Source organism: Bauldia litoralis (assembly GCF_900104485.1).
GTDB classification, from domain to species: domain Bacteria; phylum Pseudomonadota; class Alphaproteobacteria; order Rhizobiales; family Kaistiaceae; genus Bauldia; species Bauldia litoralis.
In genome coordinates this window covers 72,653-94,952 of record NZ_FMXQ01000006.1, presented here as the reverse complement: position 1 = coordinate 94,952, position 22,300 = coordinate 72,653, and the positions used below count along the sequence as shown (strand labels likewise).

Below are 22,300 nucleotides of genomic sequence, written 5' to 3'. Positions count from 1 at the left end.
TTCAGCCGGCCAGGAGACGGGCGAAGGTCTCGGTGACCGGCAGGTGGAACGGCACCTCGCGGTTGGTGTGGTGCCAGGCATGGGGGACGAGGACATCGATGGTGACATTCGACGAGTTGAGCCCGCCGAACCAGTCCCACGCGCCGATCACGTCGGTGATCCTGCTGAAGCCCCGCGGCATTTCGATCGCGGCGCTGACCGTGACAATGCGGGTATCGGCCGGGATCGGCAGCTTTCCTTCCCCCACCTCAATGAGGGCGTAGAGCGCCTCGGCCACCACCAGGTTGCCCTTCGAGTGGCCGGTGAGAAGGGTGAAGTCGAAGCGCGGATCGGAGAGCAGCGCTATCACCGTCGCGGTGTCCTTGCTGCTGCGGCGCAGTTCCGTGGCACCCAGGTCCGAGGCCGTCGGCGCCTTCATCTCCGAGACAAGCCGCTCGACCATGCGCGTCCGGTTGGCGGCGCCGAAAAGAAACCAGCCGCCCATCGCCTCGGAGACCAGATCCGAAAGGCCATAGCCCGAGACCACGACGGCAACCGGCTCGCCGGTCGCATCGGCGATATTGCGGGCAAAGGCGGCGGAGCCGAGGGCTGAACTGCCGACGCCGGCGACCGCGAGGCTCGACACCGCGCCCACCCCGGCGAGATCGTCCGGCGTAGCGCACAGCGTCAGATCTCCCTTGCCCGTCGGCGGGACGTGGAGGATCGAGCCTTCGCGCGCCAGCCACGGGCTGATCGTGCGCGCCTCATCCAGGGTGACGACGGAGACATCGTAGAAGAGAGCATCAAGGGCGGCGTTGCGGCGACGAATGCCTTCCAGCGAGGCCGAGACTGGAGGCGGTTCGGCCATCCCGGGGACGGCGATCGTCCGCTCGACCTGAACTTCGCGAAGCGTCGACAAGGTGGATGCCATGACCGGCCCTCGTGTTTTCTGCGCCGCATCATTTTTGCTGCAACGCAACATCGAAGTCAACCGAAGCGTGTAGTTGCTGCCCGGCAGGGTTTTGTTGCCCTCGCGGAATTGTGGCGGCGGCGACCCTTTCCGCTGACGATTGTGGCAGCCGCGTGATCATTTCTGGACGACGGAACCGCAGCCTCTCCCCGCGGCTTTTCCCTGCATGCGACCGCCGGGCACGCTGTCCGGCGCGAGCCGAAAAACAAGGAGAGACGACATGAAGACCCTCTTGACCACCAGCGCGATCGTTGCGTTGCTTTCGGCCCCGGTCTTCGCCCAGGGCGACAACGAACAGATCGACATCGACCAGCCGGCCGCCACCGAAATGGCCCCCGATGGTGCGATGGACGCACCCCTCAATGAAGATCTCGGCGTGATGGACGACCAGGTCGCGCCCGAGGCGATCACCCCCGACGCCGTTGCGCCGGAGCAGGCCGTCGAGGCCCCGATCGTCGAGGACGACGCCGCCGTCACGGCCGACAACCAGATGTTCCTGAACCGCCAGGACACCGACGAGGATCTCGCCTCGAACTGGATCGGCCAGTCGATCTACAACCGGGCCGACGAGAATCTTGGCGACGTCAACGACCTTCTGTTCACCGACACCGGTTCGGTCGGCGCGGTGATCGTGGGGGTCGGCGGCTTCCTCGGCATCGGCGAGAAGAATGTCGCGGTGCCCTTCGAGGCGCTTGAGTCGCGGACCGACGAGAATGGCGATGTGACGCTTTATATCAACGCCACCGCCGAGCAGCTCGACGCGGCGCCGGAGTTCATGACGCTGGCCGAGATCCAGGCCGAGGAGCGCGCCCGCGCTGCCCAGGCCGAGATGGAGCCGGCCCCGGCCCCCGCGCTCTGACGCTTCACGCCTGAGGTGAAATGAAGAAGCCCGCCGTTCCCCCGGCGGGCTTTTTCGTTGTCGGCTGGGTCAGTTGTACCAGAGCGCCGAGACGCCGAAGGAGCCTTCGAAGGCGCCGACCATCGCCGCCCAGTCGGCGCTCGTCGTCACCGGGCCATCCTCGAGGTAGGGCAGCGCCGCCGGCCCGGTGATCCACAGCACGAGGTCGAAGTCGCGCGGCTCGTCGAAGACCTTTTCGAGGTTGAAGCCCTTGTCGAAGCGCCAGTGCGGCACAAGCAACTTGCCGTCGATCACCTCTTCGGCCTGGTCGAGCACCGCCCGCCATGCGGCAATCCGCTCGGCATTGACCTGGATCGAGGCGAAGGGGCTGGTCTGGCGCGGATTGGGAAGCCACTCGCGGTCGTCGTCGGTCTCGGCCTCGATCGCGTCCCAGCTCTCGCGGCTAAGCGCGATCATCGCCTTGGCATGCTGGCGCACCGCCGCCATGCGGTCGGGATCGTCGATCCGCCAGCGCATGTGGAAGAAGGAGATGAAGTCGGCGATCGGCGCGCCTTCCGCATACATCGGGTCGCCGCCGGGTGCGGCAAGCGCCCGGGCGAAGTCGGACTCCACCTTCGGGAAGAAATGCGGGAAGGCAACGTCGAAGCTCTCCTGCCAGTCATGCGCCAGCCAGAACTGGGTGAAGCCCATCAGCACGTTGACGTAACCGCGCAGCCACAGCGCATCGCCCTTGTCGAAGGCGAAGGTCAGCGTCGCCGGCATGTCGTCGGCCTGCATGCCGGTGACCCGCTGGATCACGGCGATAAAGCGCTCGTCACCGTCGACCGTCCCGTCGCCGTTGGCGTCGTAGCGAAGTGCGGCAAGGTCGAGCCGCAGCTTGATGCCGGAGTCGCCCACCCCGTCGAGCGTCTGCTCGGCCGCGGCGAGATCGTCGACGAAATCGACCAGCAGGTCGCGGAAAGCCGCGTAGGTGACCGGTTCGGGATCCGGATTGACCGGCACCGGCAGCCGGACGACCGGCAGCATCATGGTCCGCGGCGACTGCAGGCCGTAGCGGTAGAGGCCTTGCGACAGGGTCTCGATCGCCCGCACGAAGCGGATGGCGCCGAGGCCCATGCGGGCGTCGTCATTCGTCGGATCGGCATCGAGAATGGCGGCGAGTTCGGCATCGCCGGCGGCGAGCGTTCCGGCTTCGAGATGAGCGACCGCGGCAACGTTGGCCGCCTCGTCGGCGATGGCCGGCGCGGCGACAAGGCAGGTCGAGGCGGTGATACACGCGGCAACGGCCGCAACGAATCTTCGCATGATGTGGGTTCCCTGGGGGTGACGAGCGAGCCGCCACCACTATCCGAACCCGCATGGCGGAGATGTGACCGCCGTCACCGGGCCCGGACGCGGGCGCCCGCGTCGGACGCGCCGCGCCGGGATCGGCGGTTGTCAGGCCGCCCTGGCGAAGCCGAACTCGGCAAGGCGATCGCCGATACGACGGTCATAGTCGTCGGCGAGCGCATTGATCGCCGCCGCGCCGTCGCCGGCAAAGGACGGGCCGTGCATCAGCGCCAGCGTCTTCGGCGCGAGCGTGGCGAGGCCTCGGATGGTCATGCCCATCCCGGGGTTGAGCGAGGAGTAGTGAAAGACGTCCTCCGCCGCGATCGCCGGTCCGACCACATCGCCATGGACCAGCGCCGGCTCGTTGCCGAGCTGGGTGAACAGGTCGCCGCACATCAGCGTCCCGGTCGATTCCTCGAACAGCACGCCGGCGTCCCAGCCATGCGGCGTATGCGGGGTATCGATGTAGCGGACGACCTTGCCGCCGCCGAGATCGATCCTCTCGCCGTCGTCCAGCACCCGCGGCGGCCGGGAGGCCATGTCGTTGAGCGATACCGAGACGCCGGTTTGGCCGTGGGCAACCTGCGCTCCTGGCGCCACCGCCAGCCATTCGTTCATCGCGCCGCACTCGTCGGCCTCGTAATGGCCGAAGGTGATCCAGCGCAGCGTCTCCGGCGGGATCAGGCTGGCCACCGCATCCCGGTTGAGCGGGAACATGTTGCGCAGGCCGGTGTGAAAGAGAAGCGGCTCCTCGCCGCGAACGAGAAACGAGTTGAAGGTCATGCCGGCGGGCGTGAGGTCCGGCACGAAGGTCGAGAGCCGATAGATGCCGTCGGCGATTTCGGCGACACGGGTTTCCACTGAGAAATCTCCTGTGGCTTGGGTTGAGGCCGCGGGACCGCTCTTCGATCCCGGTGGACTTTGGTCATATTTGACCGTACATACACGTGTAATGAAAATCGCAGCCGCAGTCAATATGACTGCACACACGTGTGTGACCAAATTCACATGGCCCGTCCCTACACCCTGAAGAAGCGCGCCGCGCAGCAGGCGGAAACCCGGCAGCGGATCGTCGAAGCGGCCGTCGACCTCCACGGCACCGTCGGCCCGTCGCGCACCACCGTGACCATGGTCGCCGAGCGCGCCGGCGTGCAGCGCCACACGCTCTATGCCCATTTCCCGGACGAGCGCAGCCTGTTCCTCGCCTGCTCCGGGCTGGCGACCGAGCGCGACCCGATGCCGGACCCGACGCCGTGGCAGGCCATCGCCGACCGCAACGAGCGGCTCGAGACCGGCCTCGCGGCGATCTACGCCTGGTTCGAGCGCAACGAGAGCCTGACCGGCTGTGTCCTGCGCGACAGCGAAACCCACGCGCTGACCCGCGAGATGGCCGAACTGCGGACCGGGCCAACCATCGCCGGCTACCACGCGGTGCTTGGCGCGAGCCTGGCGCCGCGACAGCAGGCGATGCTGACGCTGGCGCTCGACTTCCACACCTGGCGAAGCCTGGTTCGCGACAGCGGCATGGCCACGACCGACGCCGCCGGCCTGATGGCCGGGGCCATCGCCCAAGCCGGCTAGCCGGCTTGTCCCCGCCTGCCGCCGGTTGCGGCCTTGCCGTCGCGGTCGACACCGGTGACCGTGTCGGCAATGGTTCCGCCATCGTCAGGGCGACGGCCCGGTGCACGAAGGGGCCGCTTCTCAATAACCGGCTGCATCACGCGGCCGCGTGATCCCTGCCGGGCGGCGATCCTTGTCCGGTCGCCGTCCGGTCAGCCGTCGTCGTTTCGTCTCGCCTCCGCGGCCTTCGCCCGCAACCGATCGAGGTCCGCCGCGACGCGGGCAACGCCCGGCACGCCGAGCAGCGTGTCGCGGCCGGTCCTCCCGGTGAAGACGGTCAACGCGCCGGAACCGCCCCAGCCCTCCTTCGTCACCACCCGGGTGATGCCGGCGAGATCGATCGCCCGCACGATCTTCTTCGGGCGCTCGGAGACGGTAACCAGCCGCTGGTCGGAGAGCGCATAGAGCGTCGAATTGGTCCGCCTGAAGGACAGCAGCCCGGAGAGCGCGATGGCGAGCCCGAACAGGGCGAAGAAGAATCCGATATAGGGAAAGATGCGGAACACGCTGCCCGCGTCGTCGTTCGCGGTGAGGATATAGGCAAAGCCGGACCACACCGCCGCGATGGCGATGATCACCAGCCCGGTGAGGAACCCGCTCAGCGCCTTGCGGATGGCCGTCCATCGCACCGGCCGGCCGGCCCAGACGAGCTTCTCGCGCGACCGCATCTCGCGCTGCGCCGCGATCATCGGCGACGCCCCGGAAAAATCGTTGCTCATTCGGCGATCAATTTGAACCAGCCGTCCTCGTCGATCACCTCGACGCCGTGCTTGGCCGCATCCTTGAGCTTCGACCCCGCCCCCGGCCCGGCGACGACGAGGTCGGTCTTCTTCGACACCGAGCCGGACACCTTGGCGCCGAGCCGCTCGGCCATCGCCTTGGCCTCGTCGCGGCTCATCTTTTCCAGCGAGCCGGTGAAGACGATGGTCTTGCCGGCGACCGGCGAGTCGCTCGCCGCCTGCTCGGCGTCGGTGATCGTCTCCATCTGGTCAACCAGCGCCTCGACCAGGTCGCGGTTATGCGGCTCGCCGAAATAGCGCGCGATCGCCTCGACCACGGTCGGGCCGATCTGGTCGATATTGTTCATCTCCTCGCGCGCCGCCTCGTCGCCCTCCGCCACCTTCAGCGCCGCGTCGTGAAGCGCCGACCATGAGCCATAGGCCCGGGCCAGCACCCGCGCCGTGGTCTCGCCGACATGGCGGATGCCCAGCGCGTTGACGAAACGCTCCAGCGAGATCCCCCGCCGCGCCTCGATCGCGGCGAAGAGGTTGCGCACCGATACGGTGCCGAAGCCCTCGCGATCCTTTAGCTTCTTGAGGTTGGCGGCGTCGCGTCTCGCCAGCGTGAAGATGTCGGCCGGCGCCCGGACCGGCAGGTCCTCGTGGTCGTAGAAGAACTCGATCTGCTTCTCGCCCAGCCCGTCGATGTCGAAGGCCTGGCGAGAGACGAAGTGGCGAAGATGCTCCTTGCGCTGGAAGGGACAGGCGAACTCGCCCGAGCAGCGCCGGACGATCCCTTCGGTGCCGCTGGCCGTCTCCGCCCGCACCACCGGCGTCTTGAGCGGACAGGGACAGACCTTCGGAAAATCGAAGGGCTTCGCGTCCTTCTTCCGGGCAGCAAGGTCGACGGCCAGCACCTGCGGGATGACGTCGCCGGCGCGCTGCACCGTCACCGTGTCGCCGACCCGGATGTCGATCGGCTCGCCATGCTCATCGGCCCGCAGGATCGAGCCGTCGCGACCGAAGCCGCGGATGTAATCCTCGTTGTGCAGCGTCGCATTCTCGACGACCACCCCGCCGACGGTCACCGGCTTCAGCCGCGCCACCGGGGTCAACGCCCCGGTGCGGCCGACCTGGATGTCGATCGCCTCCAGCACCGTCGTCGCCTTTTCGGCCGGGAACTTGTGGGCGATCGCCCAGCGTGGGCTTCGGGTCCGGAAGCCGAGGCGCGCCTGCAGCGCCAGCGAGTCGGCCTTGTAGACGACGCCGTCGATATCGTAGTCGAGGCTGGCGCGCTTCGTCTCGATCTCGGCATAGACGGCCAGCGCCTCGTCGACCGTCTCGCAGCGCCGCATCAGGTCGTTGATCGGGAATCCCCAGGCCTTGAAGGTCTCGACCATGCCCATCTGGGTGTCGGCCGGCATGGCGCTCATCTCGCCCCAGGCATAGGCGAAGAAGCGCAGCGGCCGCGACGCGGTGACCTCGGCTTTCTTCTGGCGAAGCGAACCGGCCGCCGTGTTGCGCGGATTGACGTAGAGCGGCTTGCCGGCCTTCTCCTGCGCCTGGTTCAGCGCCGCGAAATCGCCCTTGCCGAGGTAGATCTCGCCGCGCACCTCGACGATCTCCGGCACGCCCTTCGGCAGCGTCTGCGGAATATCGCCGATCGTCCGGACATTGGCCGTCACGTCTTCGCCCGACACCCCGTCGCCACGAGTGACGCCGAGGACCAGCTTGCCGGCCTCGTAGCGCAGGTTCATCGACAGCCCGTCGATCTTCGGCTCCGCCGTCAGCACGATCGGCTCGTCCTCGGCCGAGCGGCCGAGAAAGCGGTACATCTGGTTGAGAAAGTCGCGGACGTCGTCGGCGTCGAAGGCATTGTCGAGCGACAGCATCGGCACGGCATGGCGCACCTCGGCGAAGCGGCCGGTCGGGGCGGCGCCCACCCGCTCGCTCGGGCTGTCCGGCCGCTTCAGCGCCGGAAATTTCGCCTCGATCGCCGCATTGCGCTGGCGCAGCGCATCGTATTCGGCGTCGCTGACCGTCGGCGCGTCCTCCTGGTAGTAGCGTGCGTCATGCCCGGCAATCGCGTCGGCCAGCCGCTTCAATTCGGCGGCGGCTTCCTTCTCGCTCAGCAGGTCGACTGCCTTGTCACTGGCCGGGGCTTTCATCGGGATTGGCGGTTCCAGGGGATTCTCTTTTTCGGCCCGGAGAATCCTTCGCTTTGACCGCCCGCGCAAGCCATTTCCCTCCCGGGGTCAGCAACAGTTAACCCGATGGTGGCAGGACAGGGACCGGTTGGAAAACCATCACCAAAGCGGAACAGGGGTTGAGAATGCATATCGGGTTGCTTCGGGCTTTGGCGATTTTCGTGGCACTGGCGACGTCGTCCGCCAGCGTTGCCCAGGACGCCGAACCACAGCCCCCCACCGCCGCCGCCGCGGAGCCGGTCAAGGTCGGCCTCTACCTCAGCCCGCCCTTCGTCATGGAGAAGGACGGCGCCTATGCCGGGCTGGCGATCGATCTCTGGGAGGCCTTCTCGGACAGCGCCGGGCTGGAGAGCGACTACCAGGTCTTCCCGACGGTGCGCGAACTGGTTCTCGCAACCGCCGCCGCCGATATCGACGTCGCAGTGACCAACCTGACCATCACCCGCAGGCGGGCCGAGACGGTCGACTTCACCCATCCGTGGTTCGACGCCGGCATGCGCATCATGGTCGACGACGACCGCACGACCAGCTTCGGTGACGTATGGGACGGTCTCCGCGATTCCGGCTTCCTGCGCGCCTATGCCTGGCTCGCCTTCGTCATTGTCGTTGCGACGCTGCTCGTCACGCTGTTCGATCGCCGCTTCGACAAGAGCTTCCCGACCCGCTGGCGCGACGGCGTCGCCGAGAGCTTCTACACGGTGATGTCGGTCACCACCTCGGGCAAGCCGCCGTCGCGCAAGAACCTGTTCGGCTGGGTCGGGCGCATCTGGTCGGCTTTCTGGCTGGTCTGCGGCATCGCCGTCTTCGCCTACATCACCTCCTCGGTGACCAGCGTCATGACGACGATCTCGCTGACCAACCAGATCAACAGCCTCGATGACCTGCCGGGCCAGACCGTCGGCGTCCTGGCCGGCGGCGTCTCGCAGGATTACGCGGAGGAACAGGGCTTCGCCCATATCGAATACGCCTCGACCGACGAAGAGGTCGCAGCCCTGCTGAGGGGCGAGGTTGCCGCCCTGATCGGCGACGCACCGGTGCTCGAATACTACGCCCACACCCATCCGGAGGACACGGTTTCCGTGGTCGGCGCGATCTTCGAGCCGGACAAATACGGCTTCGCCCTGCCGCCCGGCAGCCCGCTCACCAAGCGGTTGTCGCTGGAGATCATCGGCGCCTCGGAGTCGGGGGCGCTGGACGATTTCAGTTCCCGCTACTTCGGCGACCAGCCCTAACGACGCCGGGATCACGCCGCGCCGAGAATCAGCCTCTCGGCCGCGGCGCGGGCCTCGTCGGTGATCGTCGCCCCGGCCAGCATCCGGGCGATTTCCTCGCGCCGCTTCGCATCGTCGAGGCGGACGACGTCGGTCAGCACGGTCTTCGTCCCCTTCCCCGCCGCCTTGGCGACGAGGAGGTGGCTGGTCGAGCGGGCCGCGACCTGAGGTGCGTGGGTGACCGACAACACCTGCACCCGGCTCGACAGGCGCGACAGGCGCGCGCCGATCGCATCGGCGACGGCGCCGCCGACAGCCGTGTCGATCTCGTCGAAGACAAGGGTCGGCGCCGAACCACGATCGGCCAGCGCCACCTTGATGGCCAGCAGGAAGCGGGCAAGCTCGCCGCCGGAGGCGACCTTCATCAGCGGCCCGGGGCGCGAACCCGGATTGGTGCGCACGTCGAAGGAGACCTCGTCGATCCCGGCTTCGGAAATCCGCGCCGGATCGCTCTCGATCGTCACCATGAAGCCGGCGCGCTCCAGCTTCAGCGCCGGCAGTTCCTCCGCCACCGCCTTCTCCAGTTCGCGCGCCGCGGCGCTGCGCTTCCTGCTGAGCGCGGCGGCGGCCTTCTCGTAGCGCGCCCGCGCCGCGACGACCGCCTTGTCGAGACCGCCGAGTTCCTCCTCGCCCGAATCGAGCGCCGCCAGCGTCGCCGCCATCTCCTCGGCCAGGGCCGGCAGCTCGGCGACCGGCAGGTTGTATTTCCGCCCGGCGGCGCGCAGTGCGAAGAGACGCTCCTCGGTGCGTTCGAGCTCGTGCGGATCGGCATCCGCCGCGGCTGACGCACGCTCCAGCGCCATGGCGGCTTCCTCCAGCGCGTTGAGCGCCCGGTCGAGCGCCGCCACCGGCTCGTCGAGCAGCCCGCCGGCCTCCGGCGCCTTGCGCTCCAGCCGCCGCACAAGGCTCGCCAGCGTCGGCACCGGGCTGGTCGAGCCGGCGATGGTGTCATGCGCCTCGGCGATATCGCCGGCGAATCGTTCCGCCCGCATCAGGTGCTGGCGGCGATCGGCAAGCGCCTCCTCCTCGTCCGGCTGGGGCGCCAGCGTCGTCAACTCGTCGACGGAAGACCGCAGGTAATCGGCTTCGGTCCGCGCCGCCTCGATCCGGGCGCGCAGCGCCGCCGACGCTGTCTCCGCCTTGCGCAAGGTCCGGCAGTTGTCGGCCACCGCGGCGGCCTCGGCATCCAGCCGGCCGAAGGCGTCGAGCAGGGCGCGATGAACGGCGGGGTCGACCAGCGCCCGGTCGTCATGCTGGCCGTGGATCTCGACCAGCGTCGCGCCGATCCGGCGCAGCAGCGTGACGGAGACCGGGCTGTCATTGACGAAGGCGCGGCTGCGGCCGTCGCCGCTCTGGATGCGGCGGAGAATCAGCGTCCCCTCGGCCTCGATGGCGCTCTCGTCGAGAACCGCCCAGACCGGATGATCGGCGCCCGGCTCGAAGACGGCGGTGACATCGCCCTGCTCGGCACCCTGGCGGACCAGGGCACTGTCACCCCGGCCGCCAAGCGCTAGCGACAGCGAATCGAGCAGGATCGACTTGCCCGCGCCGGTCTCGCCGGTGAGCACGGTCATGCCTTTGGTGAAGTCTATCGACAGCCTGTCGATCAGAACGATATCGCGGATCGAGAGGGCGACGAGCATGGCTCGACCAGCCTAACTGGTTCCGACGATCGCCGCTTCGCTGATCGCGCCGCCGTTATCCTGCGGCGAGATCCCCTTCTTCTGAAGCAGCTGATACGCGTCCTTGTACCACTGGCTGTTCGGGAAGTTGTGGCCGAGCACGGCAGCCGCGGTCTGGGCCTCGCGGACGAGACCGAGGGCGAGATTGGCCTCGACGAGGCGTTCGAGCGCCTCCTCGACATGCCGGGTCTCGGGATATTCGGTCACGACCGAGTCGAACCGGTTGACGGCGGCGACATATTCCCGGCGCTCGAGATAGTAGCGGCCGACCTGCATCTCCTTGCCGGCGAGCTGGTCGCGGGTGGCGATGACCTTCTTGCGGGCGTCCGCCGCATATTCCGAATCCGGGTAGCGGACCGTGATCTCTTCCATCGCCGCGAGCGCCCGGCGGGTCGCCGCCTGGTCGCGGGTGACGTCCTTGACCTGGGCGAAATAGGACTGGCCGAGGATATACTGCGCATAGGCCGCTTCACTGCTGCCCGGATAGAGCGTCAGGTAGCGGTTACAGGCCTGGACCGCGGTGTCGAAATCGCCGCTGCGATAGCTGGCGAAGGCCGACATCACCATCGATTTGCGCGCCCACTCGGTATAGGGGTGCTGGCGGTCGACCTCGTTGAAGCTCTTGATCGCGTCGCCGTATTTGCCGGCATTCATGTAACCGAGGCCGCGATTATAGAGCGAACCGGCCGGCTGCTCGTCCTCATAGGCCGCCGCGGTGCCCTCGACAGAATGCTGGCAGGCCGACAGCAGCACTGGTCCGCCGATGATGGCGACCCAGACCGCCGCCATCCGCAGACGGCGCGAGCGCATGGCTGGAACTGGTGAGGTAACTGTCATCCCCCGATCAAACCGGCTTGGTGCCGAATCGCCCTTTTCTGGTCCCGCGGCAGCGAACGGCCTGTTTACTCCAACAAGGACCGCGCGCCAATTCATGGCTCGCAAGGACTTCGCTTTTCTTTGTGGCAAAACAGCGGACACGGCGGTCTTAAACCGCCGATATCGGCTCAGGAAACGTCGGGACCGAAGGCCGCGGCGGCAACACCGGCCTGCAGATCGGCATGGCCGGTCTCGCGACGGACCGGCATTTCGACGTAGCTCCAGGCGTCACGGTCGGCGAGAAGCGCCTCGAGAGCCATGTGGTTGAGCTTGTGGCCACCGCGATGCGAGCGGTAGCAGCCGAGGATCGGCGCGCCGGCAAGCGCCAGGTCGCCGATGGCGTCGAGGGCTTTGTGACGAACGAACTCGTCCTCATAACGCAGGCCTTCCGGGTTCATCACCTTGTCCTCGCCGATGACGATCGCGTTGTCGAGCGAGGCGCCGAGGGCGAAACCGCGTGCCCAGAGGGTCTTCACGTCGGCGTAGAAGCCGAAGGTGCGGGCGCGGCCGATTTCCTTGCGGAAGGTCTCGCCGCAGACGTCGAAGGCGTAGGCCTGCTTGCCGACGAGGGGATTGGCGAAGTCGATCTCGACCTCGATCCGCTGGCCGTCATAAGGCGTGAATTCGCAAACGCTCTTGCCGACTTCGACGCGGATCGGCTTGTTGATCTTGATATAGCGGCGCGGGGCCGAAAGGGTCTCGATGCCGACCTGGTCGATCGCATCGATAAAGGCATCGGCGCTGCCGTCCATCACCGGCACTTCGGCGCCGTCGATCTCGACCATGCAATTGTCGACATCCAGCGCCCGGAAGGTCGCCATCAGATGTTCGATCGTCGCCACCGAACCGTCGGTGGTGCCGATCGAGGTGCACAGGTCGGTCGCGTCGACATAACGAAAATCGGCCGGGATTTCGCAATCGCGGCCGTCATCAAGGTTGGTCCGGTAGAAAGAGATGCCGCTGTTGGCCTCGGCCGGATGCAAGGTGATCGAAACCTCCTTGCCGCTGTGAACACCGACACCAGATAAAGTCACACGACCTTTCAGTGTCGTCTGTGCCCCGTTACGCCGTTTCGCCATACTGGCACCCGCCCCTTAGTCTCGCCCCGCCGCTTTCGCGGCTCGATTGCGGCACCGGGTGTCATGTCCCCCAGCCCGTCCTCGACTCGAACAATATCTGCGGTGGGAGGGAAGGGAAAATCACGCTTGGTTACACAATGTAACGCCCTTGACTGCTCCTGACCGCCTCGCCTTTTCCTCGACTCTCCAATGCGTTACGGCCCGGCTCCGCGTTGGCGGAACCGGGCCGTGAAGTCGCTTCTGTATCAGTTCGCCTGGCGGCGCAGAAACGCCGGAATCTCCAGTTCGTCATCCGTCCCGCGGTGGTCCTGCGGCATCTGCCGGCCATGCGGGTCGAGTTCCTGCTGGCGCGGCCGATACTGCTGCTCCATGCCCGGAGCACGCGGCGCCGGCGGGCGCTTGGCGTAGTCGCTGCCGGGAGGCGGCGGCGGCGCCTGGCGCTGGGGCTGCTGCTGCGGCGCGCGCTGCTGCGGTGCAGGCTGTTGGGTCGGCTGTGGCGCCTGGCGCGGCTGTGCCTGATTCGCGGCGACCGGGCGCTGCACCGGGGGACGCTGTCCCTGCGGGCGTTGCGCGGGCGCCGCCTCGTCCTCGCGCCGGCCGAGGCCGACATGGGCGAGACGCTTCAGGAGGCTGAGCGGACCGCGATCCTCCTCCTGTGCCGCGCCGCCCGCCTGATGGGCCTCGATCTGGCGCCGCGCGACCGGCGGAAAGTCCTGGACCCGCGGCATGCGGACCGGCGGCGCTTCGGCCTCCGGCGGGATGAAGGGCGCGTCGTCGACGTGGTGCTCTTCGTCCGCTTCCTCGAGCCGCGGCTCGGATTCGGCATCGAAGTCGCCCTCGTCATACTGGGTCGCCGCCGGCTTGTAGGGGGCGATGGTGATGCCGCCATCGTGGCTGGCGGCAGTCGGCGCCGGCCGTTCGGCGATCGCCGCCGGGGCCTGTTCCTCATGCATCTCGGCGGCAGGCTGCGCCATCGGGTCGATGGCGGCGGCGACCGCGGCAGTCGCCGTGGCGATCGCCGCCGGTCGGGCCGGAATGGTCTCCGGCGCCGGCCTCGGGGCCGACGGCTGGGTGACCGTGCGCAGGCGGTTGTTGAGTTCCGCCATGCGGGTCTCGGTCGGGGTCGAGTCCTCGCGGGCCGAACTGTCGATGCCGGTCGCGACCACCGAAACCCGGATGATGCCCTCGAGCGATTCCTCGAAGGTGGCGCCGAGGATGATGTTGGCGTCGGGATCGACTTCCTCGCGGATGCGGGTCGCCGCCTCATCGACCTCGAACAGGGTGAGGTCCTTGCCGCCGGTGATCGAGATCAGCAGGCCGTTGGCGCCCTTCATCGAGGTTTCGTCGAGCAGCGGATTGGCGATCGCCGCCTCGGCCGCCTGGATGGCGCGCTTGTCGCCGGAGGCCTCGCCGGTGCCCATCATCGCCTTGCCCATCTCGCGCATCACCGAGCGGACGTCGGCGAAGTCGAGATTGATCAGGCCTTCCTTGACCATCAGGTCGGTGATGCAGGCAACGCCGGAATAGAGCACCTGGTCGGCCATCGCGAAGGCGTCGGCGAAGGTGGTCTTCTCGTTGGCGATCCGGAACAGGTTCTGGTTCGGGATGACGATCAGCGTATCGACGCAGGCCTGCAGGTCGAGAATGCCCTGGTCGGCAATGCGCATGCGGCGGGCACCTTCGAATTGGAAGGGCTTGGTGACCACACCAACAGTCAGTATTCCCTGGTCGCGGGCGGCGCGGGCGATGATCGGCGCGGCTCCCGTCCCGGTGCCGCCGCCCATGCCGGCGGTGACGAAGACCATGTGCGAGCCGGTCAGGTGATCGCCGATTTCGGCGATGGCCTCTTCGGCGGCCGCGCGGCCGACTTCGGGCTGCGATCCGGCGCCGAGACCCTCGGTCACCGCGACACCCATCTGGATGACCCGTTCGGCGGCCGAGGACGAGAGTGCCTGGCTGTCGGTATTGGCGACGACGAACTCGCAGCCAATCAGCCCGGAGCGGATCATGTTGTTGACCGCGTTGCCGCCGGCGCCACCGACGCCGAACACGGTGATCTTAGGCCTGAGTTCCTTGATATCCGGCATTTGCAGATTGATCGTCATGACACCCTCGTTGTGACCCCTATGGCCGCTTGCGTAGCTCCGGCCTCAAGTTACCCAGTACGGAACCGCCGCCGCGGTTGCCGGACACCGTCGAAACGGCGTCTAGAAGCTTTCCCTGAACCAGTGCCCTACCCTTGCCAGGTAGCCCCCGGTTCCCGTCATCGCGAAGGGCCTGTCGCTGCCCCCTTCGCACTGTTCCATCGTCGCCACCTGCGGGTAGATGATCAGCCCGACTGCGGTGGAGAATGCCGGTCCCTTTGCGACTTCCGGCAGACCGGCGATCCCGAGCGGACGGCCGAGCCTCACGTTGCGCGCCAGCACCCGGCGCGCCGATTCGACAAGGCCGGTGAGCTGGCTGGCGCCACCGGTCAGCACCATGCGGCGACCGACCAGGGCGGCGTATCCCGACTCGTTCAGCCGGTCGCGCACCAGTTCGAGGATTTCTTCAACCCGCGGACGGATGATGCGGGTCAGCGCCGAGCGCGGAATCTGGTTGGCCGGCTCGTTCTCGTCGTCGCCGATGGTCGGCACGGAAATGATCTCGCGCTCGTCGGCCGGGCTCGGCAGCGCGCTGCCATAGACCGTCTTCAGACGCTCGGCGACATCCAGCCGGGTCGACAGCCCGCGGGCGATATCGGTGGTGATGTGCTGGCCGCCGATGGCGATCGCATCGACATGGACGAACTCGCCCTTGCTGAAGACCGCGATGGTCGTCGTGCCACCGCCGAAATCGACGCTGGCGCAGCCAAGCTCCGACTCGTCGTCGACAAGGACTGAAAGGCCGCTGGCATAAGGCGTCGCGACCAGCCGCTCCACCGACAGGTGGCAGCGGTTGATGCACAGCTCGATATTCCTCAGCGGCTGGGCGTCGCCGGTGACCATGTGCATGTCGACGCCGAGGCGTTCGCCGACCATCCCGCGGGGATCGGCGATGCCGCCATTGGCGTCGAGCGAATAGCCGATCGGCATGGCATGGACGACCGACCGGCCGTCGCTGACGGAGTGGCGCCGTCCGGCGGCGAGCACCCGTCCGATATCGACTTCCTCGACCGCCTTGCCGGACAGCGCGACGCTGGCCGAATAGGTTTCGCTGCCGAGGCGCCCGGCGGAAATGTTGACGATCAGCGAGTCGACCGTGATGCCGGCCTGCCGCTCTGCCGCGTCAACCGCGAGGCGGATCGCCTGCTCGGCCGCGTCGAGATTGACGACGACACCGGACTTGATGCCGCGCGACCGCTGGTGGCCGATGCCGATCACCTCGATCGAATGGGTGCGTCCGCGCAGGGCCTCCGCGCTCTCCCCTTCCTCCAGCGGCTTCAGCCGGGCGATCAGGCAGCAGATCTTGCTCGACCCGATGTCGAGGATCGAGACGATCGTCGGACGCCGGACGATGGCGCGCTTCTGGTCGGGTTGGCCGAACATCTTCATCAGGTGTTCGATCCGTTTTTCTTGCGGGCCTTGAGCAGCGCCTCGCGCGCCTCATAGCCCTTCTCGGTCAGCCGGAAGACGAGGCGGCTGGGCAGCCGCAGGTCGACCGCGGCGATCTCGCGGGAAAGGATGCCGTGCCCGTCGTCGAGCGCGACGGCCTGGATCAGCGCCGAGGCGGGATCCTCCTCGGGAAGCATGATCTCGACGCCGTTGCGCAGCACGACGTTCCAGCGCCGGCCGCTGACAAGGACTCCGGCGGTCACGCGCGGGGCGAAGGTCGGGAATTCCTTGAGCAGCGTGACGAATTCGTCCGCCCGCTTGTCGGCGTCGACGCCGACGACCATTGGCAGGTTCTTGTAGCGCGCGTCGACATGGTCGGAGATGACCTTGCCGTCCTTGGTGATCAGCACCACCGCGCCGTCATGCTGCCAGATGGCGAAGGGCTGGCGCTCGCTGATCGCGACCTGCAGCGTGTCGGGATAGAGCTTGCGGATCGTCACCCGCTTGACCCAGGGCAGTTTCTCGACCCGTTCGCGCGCGGTGATCGCATCGAAGGTGACGATCGAGGGATATTCCCCCATTGCCATCGCTTCGAGGACATCGATCTCGGAGGTTTCGCTCTGGCCGCTGATCTCGACCTCGTCGATCGCCAGCCCGGACCAGGCGGTGAAGGCCGAGACGACAGTCATCGTATGGCCGCCGGCCAGCATGCCGGTGACGGCGGTCGCAGCGAAAAAGAGAGCGAGGCTCTTGGTGCCGACATGCCCCGGCATGCGCAGGTCGAGGCGCGACAGGATGCGCGCCGGCCGGCGGAGGAAGCGCGGAAGCACGATGCGACGGGACGGCCGCGTGCCAGCCGGCCAGTCACCCGTTTCCCCATCAATCTCCGGCTTCACCGACTGCAAGACGCGTCCTCCACCATCCAACGAACCAGGCTCTCGAAGTTCATGCCCGCGTAGGCGGCCATTTCGGGAACCAGCGAGGTTGCCGTCATGCCTGGCTGCGTGTTGACCTCGAGGCAGATGAGTTCCCCCGTCCCCCCGGGGCGGTCGTCGTATCGGAAGTCCGCCCGACTGACGCCACGGCAGCCCAAAGCCTGATGGGCCCTAACCGCCAACATCCGTATATTTTGGTAAACATCTGGTAAAAGTTCAGCCGGAAGGACGTGTTTTGATCCGCCCACGTCATATTTGGCGCTGTAGTCGTAAAACCGATCTTCCGTAACGATATCAATCACATCGAGCGCTTCGTTACCACGAACGCCGCAAGTCAGCTCGCGTCCGCCGACATAACGCTCGACCATGACCACGTCGCCGAAGGCCCAATCCTCCGAATAAAGCTCCTGCGGCGGGTGAATCGAATCTTCCTTGACGATCAGGACGCCGAAGCTCGATCCCTCGTTCGGCGGCTTGATCACATAGGGCGGCGCAATGACATGCGCCTTGGCCGCGTCGAGGCGATGAGCGAGCACGGATTCGGAAACCGGAACCCCGGCCGCCCGCAGGACGTGGTTGGCCTTCGGCTTGTTCATCGCCAGTGCCGAGGCCAGCACGCCGGAATGGGTATAGGGAATCGCCAGGATCTCGAGAATGCCCTGGATGCAGCCGTCCTCGCCGAACGGGCCATGCAGCGCATTGAAGACGACGTCCGGCCTGAGGTCGGCCAGGACCTTGGCGATGTCGCGGTCGACATCGACGCGCGTCACCCGGAAGCCGCCGGCTTCCAGCGCGTCGGCGCAGGCCTTTCCAGACGAGAGCGAGACCGGCCTTTCGGCCGACCAACCTCCCATCAATACCGCAACATGCGTCGTCATTCCCGTCCTCCTCCGCCGATTCGTGGCGGATTTGACGAGAGTGCGGTCCAAATTCGTTAAGAAACGTTAACCACGGCAGAAACCGTTAACTTTTTTTGGCCGGGCGGCGCCGGGACGCGATTTAGCTGCGCGACGGGACCCAAAAACCACACCGCCTGCCGTCCGCCTCAGCCGGCAGCGGCCCGCACGTCGGTCTTCGAGAAATCGCCACCCTTGTAGAGCAGCGGCTCACCACGGTCCTTGGCCAGCGCATAGGCAAAACAGTCGCCGAAGTTGAGCCCGGCCGCATGCCCGCTCCCCTTGCCAAAATCCCGATACGCCTCGCGAGCAATCCGCGCCTGGCGCTCGGTGACGGGTTCGATGTGGATGGCGGCCGCCGCAAGAAAGGTATCGAGGCCCCGGCTGAGTACAGGATCCCGACTGCCGTCAATTACGATGGCAGCTTCGAGGAGAGACGCCGCGGAGAGATAGTTGACCTCATCGCGATCCAGAGCAGCAAGAAACTCCGCCCGCTCCGGCTCATTTCGAACGATCGCAACGACCGCCGAAGTCTCGACGATCATTTCGGCAAGCCCGTCTTCTCGTCATACAGAAGGTCGCCATGTTCGATTGTGTCGTAGGGCGGTTTGAAGCGCGGCGCCATTTCCGCTGCGATCGCCATCATTTTCTCGTAGCGACCACGTCCCTTCGCTTTGCGAAGGCTTTCTATCCGCTCCTTCACCGCAGCGGTCACGGCTTCCGTCTTCCCCTCGCCCGTCAATTCAGCGAGTTCGCTGATCAGCCGAACTGTTTCCGGATTCTTGATGTTAATGCCCATTTGGGTACCCATGTAGCTTGGCTCGGGTAGATATATACCCTTGGAGGTCGCCTGCCAAGTCTTGGGCGCTAGCCCTTCCCGAGAAACGGCTCGACGGACGCCTCCGTCGCGAAGCGTCCCACCCGGCGTATCTCCCAATCCAGCCGCACGCCCGAGGTATCCAGCACCCGCGCCCGCACCGTCTCACCCAGCGTTTCGAGGTCGTGGCCGGTGGCGTCGCCAGTGTTGATCAGGAAGTTGCAATGCTTCTCCGACACCATCGCCCCACCGATCCGCAGACCCCGGCAGCCCGCGGCGTCAACCAGTTGCCAGGCCTTGTTTTCCGGCGGGTTGGTGAAGGTCGAACCACCGGTCTTGTCGCGGATCGGCTGCGCCGCCTCGCGGTGCGCCTCGACCTCGTCCATCGCCGCCTGGATCGCGCCGGGATCGGCCGGTTCTCCTTCGAAAACCCCCTCCGTGAAGATCAGGTCTTCTGGAGCCGCTGAATGCCGATAGGTGTAGCCCATGTCGGCATTCGACAGGACATGGCGCCGCCCTGCCCGGTCGACCGCATGCGCCTCGACCAGCCGTTCGCGGGTCTCGACACCGTTGGCCCCGGCATTCATCCGCAAGGCGCCGCCGACGGTGCCCGGAATCCCGTGGAAGAAGGCGAAACCGCCAAGCCCCTCGTCGCGGGTGAAGGCGGCGAGCCGCTTGTCGGGCAGCGCCGTGCCGGCCCGGACGCGGTTGCCCGCCTCGCGCACCGTATGACCGAAGCCCTTTGCCGTCAGGCGGACGACGACACCGGCGACACCACCATCCCGCACGAGCAGATTTGACCCGACGCCGATGACGGTTACGGGGATTTCCGGATTCAATTGCTGAAGAAAGAGAGCGAGGTCGTCGGCATCGGCCGGCTGGAACAACACCTCCGCCGGCCCGCCGACCCGAAACCACGTGAAGGGCGCCAGCGCCGCGTCGGCGGTCACCCGGCCACGGATGCCTTCAAGCCTGAGGCCGTCGATCAGCGCCACGGCCTAGCCGCCGAGCTTCGCCAGTTCGCCCGGCAGGGCCTGGGCCCATTGGCTGATCGAACCGGCGCCGAGGCAGATAACCGTGTCGCCGGGGCGGGCCACACCGGCGATCGCCGCGGCGAGTTCGTCGCGGTCGTTGATGGAGCGCGCGTCGCGATGGCCGCGGGTCTTCAGGCCCTCGACCAGCGCATCGCCGCTGATCCCCTCGATCGGCGCCTCGCCGGCCGGATAGACCGGCGCGACGACGACCGTATCGGCATCGTTGAAGCAGGAGCAGAAGCCGTCGAAGAGATCGCGGAGCCGGGAGTAGCGGTGCGGCTGGACGACGGCGATGACATGGCCGGGCGTCACCGACCGCGCCGCCTTGAGCACGGCGGATATCTCGACTGGATGGTGGGCATAGTCGTCGAAGACGTCGACGCCGTTCCAGTCGCCGGTCCGGGTGAAGCGGCGCTTGACGCCGCCAAAGCCGGACAGGCCGGCGCGGATGGCGCTGTCGGGGATTCCGAGATGATGGGCGACGGCGATGGCGCCCGTCGCATTCTGGACGTTGTGTTCGCCCGGGATCGACAGCGTCAGGCTGTCGATGGTCGTCGCCTCGCCGTGCTGGCGATCGCGGATGACGGCGGTGAACATGGTCGTCCGGTTCTCGACCCGGATGTCGACGCAGCGGACATCGGCCTGCGGGCTCATGCCATAGGTGATGATCCGCCGGTCCTCGATCTGGCCGATCAGCGCCTGCACTTCCGGATGATCGATGCACATCACGGCGAAGCCGTAAAAGGGCACATTCTCGATGAAGTGATGGAAGGCTTCGCGGATCTTGTCGAAGTTGCCGTAATGATCGAGATGCTCGGGGTCGATGTTGGTGACCAGCGCCACGTCGATCGGCAGCTTGACGAAGGTGCCGTCGGACTCATCGGCCTCGACCACCATCCAGTCGCTGTCGCCCATCCGCGCATTGGTGCCATAGGCGTTGATGATGCCGCCGTTGATCACCGTCGGGTCGAAGCCGCCGGCATCGAGTAGCGCGGCGACCATCGAGGTGGTGGTCGTCTTGCCATGGGTGCCGGCGATGGCGATCGCCTGCTTGAGGCGCATCAGTTCGCCCAGCATCTCGGCCCGGCGCACCACCGGCAGGAGGCGCTCGCGGGCCGCCCTCAGTTCGGGATTGTCGCGCCGGATCGCGGAGGAAACGACGACGACCTGGGCCGCGCCGAGATTGGCGGCGTCATGGCCGATGGCGACGGTGACGCCCTTCTCGCGAAGGCGCACGACATTGGCGTTCTCGGCGACATCCGAGCCCTGGACCGTGTAACCGAGATTGACCATCACCTCGGCAATCCCGCTCATGCCGATGCCGCCGATGCCGACAAAATGGACCGGACCGATATCGAGCGACATCTTCATGAAATGGCCTTCCCGTTCACACGCTTTTCCGTTGCAACCGTCTCGACGAGATCGGCGAGGTTCTCGACCGCGTTCGGTCGCCCGACACCGCGCGCCGCGTCCGCCGCGGCCGACAGCCGGGCGGGATCGGCGATCAGCGCTTCGAGTTCACCCGCCAGACGCTCCGGCGTGAGGTCGGCCTGCGCCACCATCCATCCGCCGCCCGCCTGCTCGAGGATGGCCGCATTGGCCTTCTGATCCTGGTCGAGCGCATGGGGCAGCGGCACCATGATCGCCGGCCGGCCGATCACCGCCAGCTCGGCGACGGTCGACGCGCCGGAGCGCGATACCACGAGATGGCTCGCGGCGATACGGGCCGGCATGTCGCCGAAGAAGGACTCGAGCTCCGCCGCGACGCCAATCTCGCCGTAGGCCTTCGCCACGCGGTCGAGATCCTCCGGCCGGCACTGCTGCGTGACCACCAGCCGGCCACGCGTGTCCGGAGACAGTCTGGCCGCCGCCGCCGGCACCAGATCGGACAGGAAGCGCGCGCCCTGGCTGCCGCCGAAGGCGAGCAGGCGAAACGGTGCGTCGGCGGTGCGGGCCGGATATGGGGTCTTCGCCGCTTCCAGGACCGCGGCGCGGACCGGATTGCCGGTCTCGACCGCCCGGTCGGCGAAGCCCTCGGCGCCCTTCACGGTGTCGAAGGCTGTGGCGATGGTGGTGACCCGCCTGGCGAGAAATGTGTTGGCCCGGCCGAGTACGGCATTGGCGTCATGGACGATGGTCGGCACCCTGGCCCAGGTGGCGGCGAGCATCGGCGGCAGGGTCGGATACCCGCCGAAGCCGATCGCGACCTCGGGCTTCAAATCCCTGATCAGTCGCCGCGCGGCGAAGAGCCCGCGCCCGAGCTGGACGATGGCGCGCGCCGCGGCAATCGGGTCCCGGGTGATCGTCGCCGACGGGATGATGTGAATCTTCTCGGCCGGGAAGTCGCGGGCGTAGGAATCGACCCGGTGGTCGGTGGCCAGGTGCACCGTCCAGCCACGCGACCCGAGTTCGAGCGCCAGCGCCTCGGCAGGAAACAGATGTCCGCCGGTCCCGCCGGCGCAGATGAGGACGACCCCGGTCATTGGCTTCCGGC

General features: G+C 67.1%; 20 protein-coding genes. 3 read left to right on the top strand and 17 right to left on the bottom strand.

The features are described 5' to 3' along the window. Position 1 precedes the first annotated feature (1 nt). Positions 2 to 910 carry a hypothetical protein gene (locus BLT60_RS14805; RefSeq protein ID WP_244521280.1) on the bottom strand — a complete coding sequence of 303 codons (909 nt, stop codon included), beginning with the start codon at positions 908 to 910 and terminating at the stop codon, positions 2 to 4. A 259-nt stretch (positions 911 to 1,169) separates the two neighbouring features. On the opposite strand from BLT60_RS14805, the gene BLT60_RS14800 reads away from it, so the two are divergent. Next, complete coding sequence (locus tag BLT60_RS14800; RefSeq protein ID WP_175478457.1) at positions 1,170 to 1,808, top strand: PRC-barrel domain-containing protein; 639 nt, start codon at positions 1,170 to 1,172, stop codon at positions 1,806 to 1,808. 69 nt (positions 1,809 to 1,877) lie between these two features. On the opposite strand, the gene BLT60_RS14795 is transcribed toward BLT60_RS14800, so the two are convergent. Together BLT60_RS14795 and BLT60_RS14790 are read right to left on the bottom strand one after the other, a co-directional pair. Further along, on the bottom strand, positions 1,878 to 3,113 hold the full coding sequence (locus BLT60_RS14795; RefSeq protein ID WP_090877338.1) for a hypothetical protein: 1,236 nt from the start codon (positions 3,111 to 3,113) through the stop codon (positions 1,878 to 1,880). A 132-nt stretch (positions 3,114 to 3,245) separates the two neighbouring features. Then, positions 3,246 to 3,998 carry an oxygen-binding di-iron domain-containing protein gene (locus BLT60_RS14790; protein ID WP_090877336.1) on the bottom strand — a complete coding sequence of 251 codons (753 nt, stop codon included), beginning with the start codon at positions 3,996 to 3,998 and terminating at the stop codon, positions 3,246 to 3,248. 147 nt (positions 3,999 to 4,145) lie between these two features. Here BLT60_RS14790 and BLT60_RS14785 point away from each other — a divergent pair, with 147 nt between their 5' ends. Next, entirely contained in the window at positions 4,146 to 4,718 is a 573-nt protein-coding gene (locus BLT60_RS14785) for a TetR/AcrR family transcriptional regulator (RefSeq protein ID WP_090877334.1), read from the top strand. Positions 4,719 to 4,909: 191 nt separating this feature from the next. Here BLT60_RS14785 and BLT60_RS14780 read toward each other — a convergent pair whose 3' ends face one another. Further along, positions 4,910 to 5,476: a hypothetical protein gene (locus BLT60_RS14780; RefSeq protein ID WP_090877332.1), complete on the bottom strand. Its 567-nt coding sequence runs from the start codon at positions 5,474 to 5,476 to the stop codon at positions 4,910 to 4,912. Then, entirely contained in the window at positions 5,473 to 7,644 is a 2,172-nt protein-coding gene (gene ligA / locus BLT60_RS14775) for an NAD-dependent DNA ligase LigA (RefSeq protein ID WP_090877330.1), read from the bottom strand. Before ligA ends, BLT60_RS14780 begins: the two co-directional genes overlap by 4 nt. A gap of 200 nt (positions 7,645 to 7,844) precedes the next feature. Here ligA and BLT60_RS14770 point away from each other — a divergent pair, with 200 nt between their 5' ends. Continuing rightward, positions 7,845 to 8,915, top strand: coding sequence for a transporter substrate-binding domain-containing protein (locus BLT60_RS14770; RefSeq protein WP_244521279.1), 1,071 nt, complete (start codon positions 7,845 to 7,847; stop codon positions 8,913 to 8,915). An 11-nt stretch (positions 8,916 to 8,926) separates the two neighbouring features. Here the strand turns inward: BLT60_RS14770 and recN are convergent, their stop codons facing one another. The 12 genes from recN to murG form a co-directional block, all read right to left on the bottom strand. Further along, positions 8,927 to 10,597: a DNA repair protein RecN gene (gene recN / locus BLT60_RS14765; protein WP_090877326.1), complete on the bottom strand. Its 1,671-nt coding sequence runs from the start codon at positions 10,595 to 10,597 to the stop codon at positions 8,927 to 8,929. 12 nt (positions 10,598 to 10,609) lie between these two features. Further along, positions 10,610 to 11,446 carry an outer membrane protein assembly factor BamD gene (locus BLT60_RS14760; protein ID WP_244521278.1) on the bottom strand — a complete coding sequence of 279 codons (837 nt, stop codon included), beginning with the start codon at positions 11,444 to 11,446 and terminating at the stop codon, positions 10,610 to 10,612. A gap of 194 nt (positions 11,447 to 11,640) precedes the next feature. Then, a complete protein-coding gene (gene lpxC, locus BLT60_RS14755) occupies positions 11,641 to 12,591 on the bottom strand; it encodes a UDP-3-O-acyl-N-acetylglucosamine deacetylase (RefSeq protein WP_090877324.1) in 951 nt (316 codons plus the stop codon). A gap of 245 nt (positions 12,592 to 12,836) precedes the next feature. After that, the gene (ftsZ, locus tag BLT60_RS14750) at positions 12,837 to 14,696 is read right to left on the bottom strand and encodes a cell division protein FtsZ (RefSeq protein ID WP_090877323.1); all 1,860 of its coding nucleotides are present in this window, start codon (positions 14,694 to 14,696) and stop codon (positions 12,837 to 12,839) included. Positions 14,697 to 14,798: 102 nt separating this feature from the next. Then, positions 14,799 to 16,118, bottom strand: coding sequence for a cell division protein FtsA (gene ftsA / locus BLT60_RS14745; protein WP_090877797.1), 1,320 nt, complete (start codon positions 16,116 to 16,118; stop codon positions 14,799 to 14,801). A 5-nt stretch (positions 16,119 to 16,123) separates the two neighbouring features. Further along, positions 16,124 to 17,020 carry a cell division protein FtsQ/DivIB gene (locus tag BLT60_RS14740; RefSeq protein WP_090877322.1) on the bottom strand — a complete coding sequence of 299 codons (897 nt, stop codon included), beginning with the start codon at positions 17,018 to 17,020 and terminating at the stop codon, positions 16,124 to 16,126. After that, positions 17,017 to 17,937, bottom strand: coding sequence for a D-alanine--D-alanine ligase (locus BLT60_RS14735; RefSeq protein ID WP_090877320.1), 921 nt, complete (start codon positions 17,935 to 17,937; stop codon positions 17,017 to 17,019). The genes BLT60_RS14740 and BLT60_RS14735 overlap by 4 nt, the downstream gene beginning before the upstream one ends. 167 nt (positions 17,938 to 18,104) lie before the next feature. Continuing rightward, on the bottom strand, positions 18,105 to 18,500 hold the full coding sequence (locus BLT60_RS14730) for a type II toxin-antitoxin system VapC family toxin (protein ID WP_090877318.1): 396 nt from the start codon (positions 18,498 to 18,500) through the stop codon (positions 18,105 to 18,107). Then, entirely contained in the window at positions 18,497 to 18,754 is a 258-nt protein-coding gene (locus tag BLT60_RS14725; protein ID WP_139167850.1) for a type II toxin-antitoxin system VapB family antitoxin, read from the bottom strand. The genes BLT60_RS14730 and BLT60_RS14725 overlap by 4 nt, the downstream gene beginning before the upstream one ends. A gap of 68 nt (positions 18,755 to 18,822) precedes the next feature. Then, the gene (gene murB / locus BLT60_RS14720; protein ID WP_090877314.1) at positions 18,823 to 19,767 is read right to left on the bottom strand and encodes a UDP-N-acetylmuramate dehydrogenase; all 945 of its coding nucleotides are present in this window, start codon (positions 19,765 to 19,767) and stop codon (positions 18,823 to 18,825) included. 3 nt (positions 19,768 to 19,770) lie between these two features. After that, the gene (murC, locus tag BLT60_RS14715; protein ID WP_090877312.1) at positions 19,771 to 21,177 is read right to left on the bottom strand and encodes a UDP-N-acetylmuramate--L-alanine ligase; all 1,407 of its coding nucleotides are present in this window, start codon (positions 21,175 to 21,177) and stop codon (positions 19,771 to 19,773) included. Further along, positions 21,174 to 22,289 carry an undecaprenyldiphospho-muramoylpentapeptide beta-N-acetylglucosaminyltransferase gene (murG, locus tag BLT60_RS14710; RefSeq protein ID WP_090877310.1) on the bottom strand — a complete coding sequence of 372 codons (1,116 nt, stop codon included), beginning with the start codon at positions 22,287 to 22,289 and terminating at the stop codon, positions 21,174 to 21,176. The genes murC and murG overlap by 4 nt, the downstream gene beginning before the upstream one ends. Positions 22,290 to 22,300: the final 11 nt, after the last annotated feature.